The sequence below is a fragment of the Mycobacterium sp. IS-3022 genome, assembly GCF_001500065.1.
Classification (GTDB): Bacteria; Actinomycetota; Actinomycetes; order Mycobacteriales; family Mycobacteriaceae; genus Mycobacterium.
On the sequence record NZ_LQIN01000023.1, the window covers coordinates 92658 to 105543 of the forward strand.

At 69.4% G+C, this 12886-nt stretch carries 12 protein-coding genes and 1 pseudogene; 9 read left to right on the plus strand and 4 right to left on the minus strand.

All coding sequences use genetic code 11. The features are described from left to right. Positions 1-122 precede the first annotated feature (122 nt). Positions 123-452, minus strand: a pseudogene (locus AU188_RS25005) (DUF1206 domain-containing protein); the annotation flags it as partial. Here AU188_RS25005 and AU188_RS14715 point away from each other — a divergent pair. From AU188_RS14715 to AU188_RS14740, 6 genes are all read left to right on the plus strand, one after another. After that, on the plus strand, positions 451-819 hold the full coding sequence (locus AU188_RS14715) for a YraN family protein (RefSeq protein ID WP_059164437.1): 369 nt from the start codon (positions 451-453) through the stop codon (positions 817-819). The pseudogene AU188_RS25005 and the gene AU188_RS14715 sit on opposite strands and share 2 nt — an antisense overlap. Further along, the gene (locus tag AU188_RS14720; protein ID WP_059164438.1) at positions 820-2334 is read left to right on the plus strand and encodes a YifB family Mg chelatase-like AAA ATPase; all 1515 of its coding nucleotides are present in this window, start codon (positions 820-822) and stop codon (positions 2332-2334) included. Next, positions 2331-3446: a DNA-processing protein DprA gene (gene dprA / locus AU188_RS14725; RefSeq protein ID WP_059164439.1), complete on the plus strand. Its 1116-nt coding sequence runs from the start codon at positions 2331-2333 to the stop codon at positions 3444-3446. The genes AU188_RS14720 and dprA overlap by 4 nt, the downstream gene beginning before the upstream one ends. A 126-nt stretch (positions 3447-3572) precedes the next feature. Beyond that, entirely contained in the window at positions 3573-4427 is an 855-nt protein-coding gene (locus tag AU188_RS14730) for a siderophore-interacting protein (protein ID WP_059164744.1), read from the plus strand. A gap of 24 nt (positions 4428-4451) precedes the next feature. Beyond that, positions 4452-5612, plus strand: a complete 1161-nt coding sequence (locus AU188_RS14735) for a lactate 2-monooxygenase (protein WP_059164440.1) — start codon at positions 4452-4454, stop codon at positions 5610-5612. 32 nt (positions 5613-5644) lie between these two features. After that, positions 5645-6547 carry a tyrosine recombinase XerC gene (locus tag AU188_RS14740; RefSeq protein ID WP_059164441.1) on the plus strand — a complete coding sequence of 301 codons (903 nt, stop codon included), beginning with the start codon at positions 5645-5647 and terminating at the stop codon, positions 6545-6547. Between the two features lie 9 nt (positions 6548-6556). Here the strand turns inward: AU188_RS14740 and AU188_RS14745 are convergent, their stop codons facing one another. Together AU188_RS14745 and AU188_RS14750 are read right to left on the minus strand one after the other, a co-directional pair. Then, positions 6557-7525: a TIGR03621 family F420-dependent LLM class oxidoreductase gene (locus AU188_RS14745; protein ID WP_059164442.1), complete on the minus strand. Its 969-nt coding sequence runs from the start codon at positions 7523-7525 to the stop codon at positions 6557-6559. Positions 7526-7665: 140 nt separating this feature from the next. Beyond that, a complete protein-coding gene (locus tag AU188_RS14750; protein WP_082686639.1) occupies positions 7666-8166 on the minus strand; it encodes a M23 family metallopeptidase in 501 nt (166 codons plus the stop codon). A 289-nt stretch (positions 8167-8455) separates the two neighbouring features. Between AU188_RS14750 and rpsB the strand changes: the two genes are divergently transcribed. From rpsB to AU188_RS14765, 3 genes are all read left to right on the plus strand, one after another. After that, positions 8456-9322: a 30S ribosomal protein S2 gene (gene rpsB, locus AU188_RS14755; protein ID WP_059164443.1), complete on the plus strand. Its 867-nt coding sequence runs from the start codon at positions 8456-8458 to the stop codon at positions 9320-9322. A gap of 11 nt (positions 9323-9333) precedes the next feature. Beyond that, entirely contained in the window at positions 9334-10149 is an 816-nt protein-coding gene (gene tsf, locus AU188_RS14760) for a translation elongation factor Ts (protein ID WP_059164444.1), read from the plus strand. A gap of 180 nt (positions 10150-10329) precedes the next feature. Beyond that, a complete protein-coding gene (locus tag AU188_RS14765; RefSeq protein ID WP_059164445.1) occupies positions 10330-11736 on the plus strand; it encodes an amidase in 1407 nt (468 codons plus the stop codon). 6 nt (positions 11737-11742) lie between these two features. On the opposite strand, the gene AU188_RS14770 is transcribed toward AU188_RS14765, so the two are convergent. Then, positions 11743-12867, minus strand: coding sequence for a glycerate kinase (locus AU188_RS14770; protein WP_059164446.1), 1125 nt, complete (start codon positions 12865-12867; stop codon positions 11743-11745). Between the last annotated feature and the right edge of the window lie 19 nt (positions 12868-12886).

The following is a 12886-nucleotide window of genomic DNA, read 5'->3' on the forward strand; positions in this document are numbered from 1 at the left end:
TCCTTTCGCGGTTCGCGCAGGTCAGCCCGCACTTGAGGGTTACCTAATGAACATACCGGTTCTGCCGTTCGGCTTGCTTGCTCTGTCGCTTTCGGCTGGCACTCCGCTGGAGTGGAGCGCTGCATCCTGCCCCGCCGGGCGCGCACGAAGTGGTAGGCGCCGAACGCGGCGATGCCGACGGCCGCGAGCACCAGAAGGACCGTGCCGGACGGGGCCTGCCCCAGCGTCTCGACTGCCGCATCGAAACCGCTCGCCTTGGCGGGGTCTGGCGCCCACGATCGCTTCGGCGATCCGCCGGCCAGGCCGGCGTGTACCCCCGATTTGACGCCGGCGATACAACGTAGACGTGATCTGTGGATGAATCGCCGGTTGGGGATGACATCGCGATGACAGCTCGCAACGGCGCCCGATCGCCACCGAGGTGTCGGTCGCCTGCTCGACGGTGATGGCATGACTTCATTGACCCGCGCCGAGATCGGCGCGCTCGGAGAGCAACTCGCGGTCGACCACCTGCGCTCGCTGGGGTTGCGGGTGCTGGGCCGCAACTGGCGGTGCCGGTACGGCGAGCTGGATGTCATCGCCGTCGACGACAGGGCCCACACCGTGGTGTTCGTCGAGGTGAAGACCCGCACCAGCGATCAGTTCGGCGGCATCGCACAAGCCGTTCCCCCGCAGAAAGTGCGCCGGCTGCGCCGGCTCGCCGGACTGTGGCTGGCGGCCCAGGACACCCGATGGTCGCAGGTGCGCATCGACGTCGTCGGGGTGCGGATCGGCCGGCGGCGCACACCGGAGATCACCCATCTCCAGGGGGTGGGGTAGATGGCCTTGGGGCGCGCGTACTCGGTCGCGGTGTCCGCGCTCGACGGTCAGATCGTCGAGATCGAAGCCGACATCGCGTCCGGTTTGCCGGGTGTGCACCTGGTCGGCCTGCCGGACGCGGCCCTTCAGGAGTCGCGCAACCGGGTCCGCGCCGCGATCACCAACTGCGGCAGCGATGACTGGCCGCAGTCTCGGCTGACGCTGGCGCTCTCGCCGGCGACGCTGCCCAAGGTCGGGTCGGTCTACGACCTGGCGCTGGCGTTGTCGGTGTTGTCGGCGCAGGTGAAAGAGCGGTGGACACGGCTCGAGAAGACCGTACTGCTCGGCGAGTTGGCCCTCGACGGACGGGTCCGGCCCGTCAAGGGCATCCTACCGGCGGTGCTGGCCGCCAAGCGGAAGGGCTGGCCCGCGGCCGTCGTCCCCGCCGAGAACCTCGCCGAGGCCAGCCTGGTAGACGACATCGAAGTGTGGGGAGTGCGCACCCTTGATCAGCTGAAGTCGTGGGTCAAAGGCAGGGGGCAACTCGAATCCCGCATCGCATCGCCGCCGTCGCAACCCGAACGCACGGCCGACCTCGCCGATGTGGTCGGACAGACCCAGGCGCGATACGCCGTCGAGGTAGCCGCCGCCGGTGGTCATCACCTCATGTTGACCGGGCCGCCGGGGGTGGGCAAAACAATGCTGGCGCAACGTCTCCCAGGTTTGCTGCCGCCGCTGTCGGAGACTGAGGCGCTGGAAGTCACGGCGATCCACTCGGTGGCCGGCATGCTGTTGGAGAGGACCCCGTTGATAACCCGGCCGCCCTTCGTCGCGCCGCATCACACGTCGAGCGTCGCGGCGATGGTCGGCGGTGGTACGGGGATGGCACGGCCCGGCGCGGTCAGCCGCGCGCACCGCGGGGTGCTGTTCCTCGATGAATGCGCCGAAATCGGCTGCAATGTGCTCGAGGCGCTTCGGACCCCGTTGGAAGACGGCGAGATTCGCCTCGCCCGCCGCGACGGTGTCGCCCGCTACCCGGCGCGGTTCCAACTGGTGCTGGCCGCGAACCCGTGCCCATGCGCGCGTCCCGATCCTCGGGACTGCGTGTGCACCGGCCACGAGAAGCGGCGCTACCTCGGTAAACTCTCCGGCCCGCTGCTCGACCGCGTGGACCTGCACGTTCGAATGAACTCACTGCGGGCGGGAGCGATCGTCGCCAAGGACGGCGAATCCACCGAGGTGGTCCGGGAGCGGGTGGCCACAGCGCGAGAAGCCGCCGCCGAGCGGTGGCGGCCCTACGGCATCGGAACCAACGTCGAAGTCAGCGGTTCGTTGCTGCGCCGCAAGTTCCGGCTGTGCCCGACCGTGATGAAACCGTTCGAGGTCGCGCTCAACCGCGGCACCCTCAGCGTCCGCGGAATGGACCGCACGCTGCGCGTGGCGTGGACGCTCGCCGACCTCGCCGGCCGGACGTCGCCGACGGTGGACGACGTCACGACCGCGTTGAGTTTTCGACCGGCCGGAGGTGCGCGATGACCGATGAACTCGACAAAGCCTGGGCGTACCTCTCGCGAGTGGTCGAACCGCCGTGTCCCGCACTGGCGGCGCTCGTGCAGCGAGTGGGCGCGGTCGAAGCTGCGGAGCGGGTGCGGCGCAGCCGGGCGGGCGACGAGATCAACCGCTACGCCGAGGCTCGTCGTGACATCGACTGCACCGCAGAAGATCTCGCCGTGCTGACGCGACTCGGTGGACGCCTGCTCACCGCCGACGACGACGAGTGGCCGCTGCTGGCCTTCACCGGGTTCGCCGGGGTTGGCGACCGGCGGCCGCAGGCACACCCGCCGATGGCGTTGTGGGCGGTCGGGCCGGCGGCCCTCGACGAGGTCGCCTGGCGGGCGGCGGCGATCGTGGGTACCCGGGCCGCCACCGCCTACGGCGAATTCGTCGCGGCCGACTTCGCCACGGGTCTCGCCGAGCGCGACGTCGCAACGGTGTCCGGTGGCGCATTCGGCATCGACGGCGCGGCGCACCGCTCGGCCCTGGCCGCCGAGGGATTGACGGTTGCGGTGCTCGCCGGGGGTATCGACGTTCCGTACCCCGCGGGGCATGCGGCGCTCCTGCGGCGGATCGCCGAACACGGCTTGCTGCTCAGCGAATATCCGCCCGGCGTACGGCCCGCGCGCCACCGGTTCCTCACCCGCAACCGATTGGTCGCTGCGCTTGCGGGGGCCACAGTCGTCGTGGAGGCCGGGGCCCGCAGCGGTGCGGCGAACACGGCGGCCTGGGCGCGTTCGCTGGGACGTGCGGTATGCGCGGTGCCCGGCCCGGTCACGTCGGCGGCATCGGTCGGATGCCACGTGCTGCTGCGGAACGGAGCAAACATCGTGACGCGCGCAGAAGACGTCGTCGAACTGGTCGGAAGCATCGGTGAACTGGCGCCGGACGAGCAGCGCGCCGTCTCACCGCTGGACGAGCTGACCGAAACCGACAAGCGCGTCTACGACGCGCTGCCGCGTCGTGGGGGTCGGACGGCCGACGAGATCGCGGTCGCCTCCGGGCTGCCGGCTCGGCAGGTGCTGGGTCCGCTGGCGAATCTCGAACTCTCCGGCCTGGTGGTGTGCCGAGATGGGCGGTGGAAGCTGGCGTGACGATGAACTACACAGAGAGCCGAAGTGCACAGCGCGCCGCGCGAGGTAGCGCCCCGGCGTGCGAAACCCGCTCGTATAGTCGATAAGGCCGGCTAATTGATGACCGGTCGAGGTTTGGAGGATCACGTGGCAGGGCGTCCGATACACACCTTCGAGGTGGTGCGCACCGAGCAGTTGACACCGCATCTCATCCGGGTGGTGCTGGGTGGCCGCGGATTCGACACGTTCACCCCGAACGAGTTCACCGACGCCTACGTCAAGATCGTGATCGTGAACCCGGACATCGACGTCGCGAGCCTGCCGCAGCCGCTGACCATGGACAGCTTCTCGTCGCTACCGCCCGAGCAGCGGCCGACGGTGCGCACCTACACCGTGCGTCACGTCGACTCCGAGCGCCGCGAGCTCTCCATCGACTTCGTGGTGCACGGCGAGCACGGCGTCGCGGGACCGTGGGCGGCCTCGGCGGTGCCCGGTCAACCCGCGTACCTGATGGGTCCTAGCGGAGCATATGCACCCGACCCCGCCGCGGACTGGCACCTGCTGGCCGGCGACGAGGCAGCTGTACCGGCCATCAGTGCGGCATTGGAAGCGTTGCCCGACAATGCAATTGGCCGCGTCTTCATCGAAGTCGCAGGACCCGACGACGAGGTCCCGCTGAAGAAACCCGACGGCGTAGAGGTGCGCTGGATCTACCGCGGTGGCCGTGCCGACCTGGTGCCCGAGGATCAGGCCGGTGACCACGCCCCGCTGATCGCCGCGGTCAAGGAGACGCCGTGGCTGCCGGGTCAGGTGCAGGTCTTCATCCACGGTGAGGCGCAGACGGTCATGCACAATTTGCGCCCCTACATCCGCAAGGAGCGGGGTGTGCCGGCCAAGTGGGCGTCGTCCATCTCGGGGTACTGGCGCCGTGGCCGCACGGAGGAGACCTTCCGCCAGTGGAAGGCCGAACTGGCCAAGGCTGAAGAACGGGCCAACGCGTGAGACCCCGCCTGGCACGCTGACCGCATGACGTTCGGTAACTACCAGTTCGAGATCTATCTGCAGGGCCTGTCCGGAATCGTGCCGAAGCTGCCGATGACGTTCGCGGAGTGGGAGGCCAAGGCGGAGTCGGCCATGCCGCCGTCGGTGTATTCCTACGTCGCGGGCGGAGCGGGGGACGAGCGCACACAGCGACTGAACCGCACCGCGTTCGACAACTGGGGCCTGATGCCCCGGATGTTCCGCGCGACCCGCGAACGCGACCTGTCGATCAACCTGTTCGGCATGACGTTGCCGTCGCCGGTGTTCATGGCGCCGGTCGGTGTGATCGGCATCTGCGCCCAGGACGGGCACGGCGACCTCGCCACCGCCCGCGCCGCGGCGCGCACCGGCGTGCCGATGGTCGTGTCGACGCTCACCGAGGACCCGCTTGAAGACGTCGCGGCCGAATTCGGCGACACACCAGGCTTTTTCCAGCTGTACACGCCCACCGACCGCGACTTGGCCGCCAGCCTCGTCCACCGCGCCGAGGCCGCCGGATACAAAGGGATCATCGTCACCCTCGACACCTGGGTGCCGGGCTGGCGACCCCGTGACCTGTCCACGTCGAACTTCCCGCAGCTGCGCGGCCGCTGTCTGGCGAACTACACCAGCGACCCGGTCTTCCGCGCCGGACTGCAGCAGCCGCCCGAGGAGAACCCGCAAGCCACGGTCTTGCATTGGGTCGGGCTCTTCGGAAATCCGCTGACGTGGGACGACCTGCCGTGGCTGCGCTCGCTGACCGACCTGCCGCTCATCGTCAAGGGCATCTGCCATCCCGACGACGCGCGGCGCGCCAAGGACGGCGGCGTCGATGCGATCTACTGCTCCAACCACGGTGGACGGCAGGCCAACGGCGGGTTGGCGGCCATCGACTGCCTGCCGGGCGTGGTGGAGGCGGTCGACGGGCTGCCTGTGCTGTTCGACTCGGGTATCCGCAGCGGCGCCGACATCGTCAAGGCGCTCGCGCTGGGCGCCACCGCAGTCGGGATCGGGCGGCCGTATGCGTACGGGCTGGCACTCGGCGGGGTGGACGGCGTCGTGCATGTGCTGCGCTCCTTGCTCGCCGAGGCGGATCTGACAATGGCCGTCGACGGTTATCCCACGCTGGCCGATCTCACTCCCGACACACTGCGGCGCGTCACCTGAGCGTTGCGGTCGGCTTCTGCGACGGTGAGGAGGTGGATGCCGTCCTCGAGGAGTTCGACGAGTACCTCGCGCTGGAGCGTGGCCGCTCCGAGCACACCCGCCGCGCCTATCTCGGCGACCTCCGGTCGCTGTTCGAGTTCGTGGCCGACCGCGGGGGAGACGCCGGCCCGGCGGGTTTGGATCTGCCGGTGCTGCGGTCCTGGCTGGCCGCGCAGGCGGCCGCGGGCGCGGCGCGCACGACGCTGGCGCGGCGCACGTCGGCGGTGAAGACGTTCACCGCGTGGGCGGTCCGGCGCGGGTTGATGACGAGCGATCCGGCCAACCGGCTGCAGGTACCCAAGGCTCGTCGGACGCTGCCCGCGGTGCTGCGCCAAGATCAGGCCCTCGGCGCGATGGCCGCTGCGAAATCCGGTGCACAGCAGGGTGATCCGTTGGCGATTCGCGATCAGCTGATCGTGGAGCTGTTGTACGCCACCGGAATTCGCGTCAGCGAGCTGTGCGGCTTGGATGTCGACGACATCGACACGTCGCGGCGCCTGCTGCGGGTGCTGGGCAAGGGCGACAAACAGCGCACCGTGCCGTTCGGTGTGCCCGCGCAGGCGGCGCTGACGGCGTGGCTCGACGACGGTAGGCCCCAGCTCGCGACGGCGGATTCGGGACCGGCCCTGCTGTTGGGTGCGCGCGGGCGTCGGCTCGATCCGCGACAGGCGCGCACCGTCGTGCATCAGACCGTCGGCGCGGTCGACGGCGCGCCGGACATCGGGCCGCACGGGCTGCGGCACAGCGCCGCGACCCATCTGCTCGAGGGCGGCGCCGACCTGCGCGTGGTGCAGGAACTGCTCGGCCATTCGACGCTGGCCACCACGCAGCTCTACACGCATGTCACGGTCGCACGGCTGCGGGCCGTGCACGACCAGGCCCACCCGCGGGCGTGATCGAAATCCCTAGTTGCGAAGCAGTTTGATGACTTCGGCGATGTCGGGCAGCGCCGACGGCCGCCCCGGCAGCTCGTCGAACACCGTCCAGTAGCTGACACCGAACCGCTGCTGTCGTTGCACGAGCTGCTCGGCCATCTGCTCGGGTCTGCCGATCAAGACGAACGGCGATTCCAGAAGTTCGCCGGGCGAGGCGCTGCCGATCGCGGCGGCCAGTTCCTCGGCGGCCTGCCGCGGTTTGTCGGTGACGACGACAGCCTGGATCAGCGCGTTGATTTCGACCTCCTCGAATCGTCGGCCCGCGGCCTCGCGGACCACCGCGATGCGGTCCGCGAGTCCCGCCGCGCCGAAGTGGCTCAGCCGGACCTCGGTGGCGTCGCGATTGTGGGAGATCCCGGCGAGCCCGACGATGTCGGCAAGGCGCCCCGCGAGTTGCAGGACCCGAGTTCCGTTGCCGCCAATGAGCATTGGGACGCGTCGCGGCGGACGCGGCAGGAGCTGACCCGCGTTGGCCCGCACACAGTAGTGCCTGCCGTCGAGGTCGACGGGCCCACCATCGAGCAATATGCGAATCAGCCCGGCGGCCTCCTCCAACCGCGACACCCGGGTGGCGCCGTTGTGGAACGGGATGCCCGCGGCGTCGTACTCCGATTTCATGTGCCCGGCGCCGATGCCGAGTTCGAAGCGCCCGTCCGAAACGAGCGCGACACCGGCCGATTCGCGTGCGGTCTCGACGGGATGACGAAAGTCGTTGTTGAGCACCAAGGTTCCGACGTGCAGACGTTCGGTCGCCATCGCCGCGGCTGTCGCGCTGGTGAACGGCGGCGCCAGTGGCCCCAGGTGGTCGGCGAAGGTCAGCACGTCGAACCCGGCGGCGTCGACGGCCCGGGCGAATTCGCGGGCCTGCTCGCCGGCGCGGGGTACGCCGGCGGTCAAGCCGAATCGCGTACGGCGGGATCGGTGGGCTGCGGTGGTCACGGCTTCGACGGTATGCGGCTTCTCACCGGCTGTGAGCGACCGCTGCCGTACAGCATTCGTCGGCTTGTCGCGTACTGGGCCCACACCGCTGGGCCCACGCGCAAGCTGGGGAGTAGGGGAACACGGTCGCTCGCGCGGGATCACCTGTGCGTCGGTTTCAGGCGGATGGGGGTGCTGGCGACGAGGCCCAGCGGGTCGACGTAGTCGGCGTTGGCGGCTCGCCCCCACATCGCGCCCCAGTGCAGACAGGCCTGCGTCGGGCAGCCGGGATGTCCGGCTTGCAGCACGCCGATGACCGCTCCGGGCGCGACGCGCTGCCCCGGCCGAACCGTCGGGCGGACCGGTTCGTAGCTGGTGCGCAGCCCGCCGGGGTGCGCGACCGAGACGACGGGCCTGCCGGCCAGCTGGCCGGCGAACACGACCGTCCCCTCCGCCGCCGCGTACACCGATTGACCTGGCCCCGCCGCCAGGTCGACGCCGCGATGACCGGGTGTCCAGTTCGGTGACGGCGCGTCGAACGTCCGCGTCACCTCCGGACGCGGCCGCAGCGGCCAGTCGAGCCGATCACCGGCGGCCGCCGCGGGGGCCGCCCACACCGGCCCGAGGACCAGCGCGACGAGAAAAATCACCGTGGAGCGCATCTGCCCAGCTCAGCGCATTGAGGGCGCTCGGCGCCAGTCCCGCGCGCCGTTCTGTGGATCGCCAGGTCAGTGTGGAAAAACCACCCCTGCGCACCGTGTAAACTGCTAACCGCAGCTCGCTTGCGCGGGCTGACTTCGCGTGTCTGCACCACGACCCGGTTCTTGCAAGGTCGTATCCCGGATGCCGTCGGTCCCGTCCCCGGACGGGTCTGGCATTCCGAGCGGGCACCAGGGCTTGGCGTCACCCCGACGCCGGCGTCAACCGACAACACAAAGGAACCATGGACTCATGGCTGTTGTGACCATGAAACAGCTGCTCGACAGCGGCACCCACTTCGGGCACCAGACCCGTCGCTGGAATCCCAAGATGAAGCGGTTCATCTTCACCGACCGCAACGGCATCTACATCATCGATCTGCAGCAGACGCTGACCTACATCGACAAGGCGTACGAGTTCGTCAAGGAAACCGTCGCGCACGGCGGCACGATCATGTTCGTCGGCACCAAGAAGCAGGCTCAGGAGTCGATCGCCGAAGAGGCCACCCGTGTCGGCATGCCGTATGTGAACCAGCGCTGGTTGGGCGGCATGCTCACCAACTTCTCGACCGTGCACAAGCGGCTGCAGCGTCTCAAGGAACTCGAGGCGATGGAGCAGACCGGCGGCTTCGAGGGGCGCACCAAGAAGGAAATCCTGATGCTGACCCGCGAGAAGAACAAGCTGGAGCGCTCGCTGGGTGGTATCAGGGACATGGCCAAGGTGCCCTCGGCGGTGTGGGTCGTCGACACCAACAAGGAGCACATCGCCGTCGGCGAGGCCCGCAAGCTCGGTATCCCGGTCATTGCGATCCTCGACACCAACTGCGACCCCGATCTCGTCGACTACCCGATCCCGGGCAACGACGACGCGATTCGCTCGGCCGCACTGCTGACCAAGGTGATCGCCGCCGCGGTCGCCGAGGGTCTGCAGGCCCGCGCAGGCGTGGGCCGTGACGGCGACAAGCCCGATGCCGACGCCGCCGAGCCGCTCGCCGAGTGGGAGCAGGAGCTGCTGGCGACCGCGACGAGCACCGTGACCGCCTCACCCACCGCCGCGGGTGCCGAGCCCGGCACGCCCGAGGCCGAAGTCCAGACCGAACCGAAAACCCCAGACGCTTAGGGAGAGCTGATATGGCCAAATACACCGCCGCCGACGTCAAGCGACTGCGGGAGCTGACCGGCGCCGGCATGCTCGACAGCAAGAACGCGCTCGTCGAGGCCGACGGCGATTTCGACAAGGCCGTCGAGTTGCTGCGCATCAAGGGCGCCAAGGATGTCGGCAAGCGTGCCGAGCGCGCGACCGCCGAGGGTTTGGTCGCCGCGAAGGACGGCGCACTGATCGAGTTGAACTCCGAGACCGACTTCGTCGCCAAGAACGCGGAGTTCCAGTCGGTCGCCGAGCAGATCGTCGCTGCGGCGGCGGCCGCCAAGGCGAACGACGTCGACGCGCTCAAAGCCGCCAAGATCGGCGATACGACGGTCGAGCAGGTCATCGCCGACCTGTCGGCCAAGATCGGCGAGAAGCTCGAGCTGCGCCGCGTCGCCTACTTCGACGGCACTGTCGAGGCCTACTTGCACAAGCGCGCCGCGGACCTGCCGCCGGCCGTGGGGGTGTTGGTGGAGTACGAGGGCGGCAACAAGGATGCTGCCCATGCCGTCGCGCTGCAGATCGCCGCGCTGAAGGCCAAGTACCTCACCCGCGAGGATGTGCCCGAGGACATCGTCGCCAACGAGCGCCGCATCGCCGAGGAGACCGCCCGCAACGAGGGCAAGCCCGAGCAGGCGCTGCAGAAGATCGTCGACGGCCGTGTCACCGGCTTCTACAAGGACGTCGTGCTCCTCGACCAGCCGTCGGTGTCCGACAGCAAGAAGACGGTCAAGGCGCTGCTGGACGAGGCCGGCGTGACCGTGACGCGGTTCGTTCGTTTCGAGGTCGGCCAGGCGTAAGCCTCGCGTGCTTGCGCGAAAGACCCTCAGGACTCTGGGGGTCTTTCCCGTTCTCGGACTACGGGCGAGATTGCATTCACGGCTGCTGCTGCGCCACGACCCTGGATGCAATCTCGCGCGTAGGAAGCAATGCGGGCACTCCGGCTCAGCGAGGTGGTACGACTTGGTACCGTCATCCGCATGAGTCGCATATACGCCTTCGGCGACGACGCCCTGGGCGACTTTGATGCAGTCGGTCTCGTCGAACAGCTGGCCGCCGGTGCGGTTTCGCGCGGCGAACTCGTCGAGGCAGCGATCGCCCGCACCGAGGTCGTCAACCCGACGCTGAACGGCCTGGCGTACCCGGCGTTCGATCGGGCCCGGAGTCGCGCCGTCGCGCCGCGTCCGTACGGCGGCTACTTCGACGGCGTGCCGTCGTACCTGAAGGACAACGTCGCGGTCGAGGGCATGCCGACGATGAACGGCACCGACGCGTGGGCTCCGCGTCCGGAGCGGGCCGACGGTGACTTCGCGCGCTCGTTCCTCGCGACGGGCCTGGCCCCGCTGGGCAAGACGCAGATGTCCGAGTTCGGCTTCAGCGCGTCGGCCGAGCATCCCCGGCTCGGCCCGGTACGCAATCCGTGGAACCCCGAGCACACCGCGGGAGCGTCGTCGTCGGGCTCCGCCGCGTTCGTCGCTGCCGGGGCGGTGCCGATCGCCCATGCCAACGACGGCGGCGGCTCGATCCGGATCCCCGCCTCCTGCAACGGATTGGTGGGTCTCAAACCGTCGCGTGGCCGCTTGCCGCTCGACCGCAAACTGCGACAGATGCCGCTGCGCATCGTCGCCAACGGCGTGGTGACGCGCTCCGTGCGCGACACCGCGGCGTTCTACCGCGAGATGGAGCGGGTCTATCGCAACCCGCGGCTGCCCGCGATCGGCGACGTCACAGGCCCCGAAGCGCAGCGGTTGCGCATCGCGGTGTGCACCCAATCGATCACGCGGGAGGCCAGTCCGGAGGTGCGCGAGCTCACGCTCAAGACGGCCGCGTTGCTGGAGGAGTTGGGCCATCGGGTCACCACGATCGACAATCCCGTGCCGCCACACTTCATGGCCGACTTCCTGCTCTACTGGTCGTTCCTGGCATTCGCGCTCGTGCGCAGTGGACGCCGCACGCTCGGGCCCAGCTTCGACCGCGAACGTCTCGACAACCTGACACTCGGCCTCGACCGCCACGCGTCGCGGAACCTGCACCGGCTGCCGTCGGCGATCGCGCGGCTGTCGCGGATGCGGCGGATCACCGCGCGGGTCACCCAGACCTATGACGTGGTGCTGACTCCGACGCTGGCCGACGTCACGCCGCGGATCGGTCACCTCGATCCCACCCTCGACTACCAGCAGATCATCGACCGGCTGGTCGAGTGGGTGGCGTTCACGCCTCTGCAGAACGCCACCGGCGAGCCCGCCATCTCGCTGCCCCTCGCGGAATCCGCGTCGGGTCTGCCGGTCGGCATGATGTTCGCCGCGCCGTGGGGCCAGGAGGGCCGACTGCTCCAATTGGCGTACGAGCTCGAACACGCCCGCCCCTGGCGACGCATCCAGGACTGAGTTTCGCTAGGAAAGGTCGCGGCAGACCTCGGCCACCGCGCGGGTCAGCGACTCGGCGCCCTCCCGCAGTGCCCGCTCGATCGGCGTGCCTTCGGCGGTGATCGCGACGAGTCGTTCGACGCCATGGTCCAGTAACACCGCGGCGTCCGCTGCGACCCGGCCGGCGAAGATGATCACTCGCGCGCCGGCGCGCACCGCGGCCGCAGCGACGCCGAAGGGTGTCTTACCCATGACGGTCTGCGCGTCGACGCTGCCCTCGCCGGTGAACACCCAGTCAGCGCCCTGCAACGCGCGCTGCAGCCCGACGGTTTCGGCGACCTCTTCGACACCAGATCTGTTTGTCGCGCTGAGGAATTCGACGAGCGCGAAACCCAGGCCGCCCGCGGCGCCAGCTCCCGGCAGCGCCGGCCGCGTGCCACCGAGCGTCGCGGAAGCGACCGCCGCCAGCCGAGACAATCCCGCCTCCAGTCGCGCCACGTCGGCTGGACCGGCTCCTTTCTGCGGCCCGAACACCGCGCTGGCGCCGCTGGGCCCGAGCAGCGGTGCGGTGACGTCGGAGGCCACGCGGATGCGCACATCGCGCACGCGTGGATCGAGACCGGTCAGGTCGATGCGCTCGAGGTGCTCGAGGGCCGCGCCGCCAGGCGCCAGCGGCCGCCCGTCGGTGTCGAGAAACTTTGCGCCCAGGGCGGTGAGCATTCCGGCCCCGCCGTCGTTGGTCGCCGAGCCGCCCAACCCGATCAGGAAATCCTCGGCGCCGCGATCCAAGGCGGACCGGATCAATTCGCCCACACCGAATGTGCTGGCGCGCAGGACGTCTCGCTGGTCCGGTGGAATGCGTTCCAAGCCCGCGGCCGCTGCCACCTCGATCACCGCGAGCTGACGCAGCGGCACATAGCCGTACCTGGCGGTGACCGTGCGCCCCAGCGCGTCGCAGACCCGGACGTCCACATGCCGGCCGTGCAACGCCTCGACGACGGCGTCGACGGTGCCCTCGCCCCCGTCCGCCATCGGTACGCCGACGACTTCGGCGTCCGGCAGCACCGCCCCCACACCGGCCCGCATCGCGGCGACCGCTTCGGATGCGGTCATCGACTCCTTGAACGAGTCCGGCGCCAGGACAATCTTCATCGCGGCGCCGTGCAGGCCA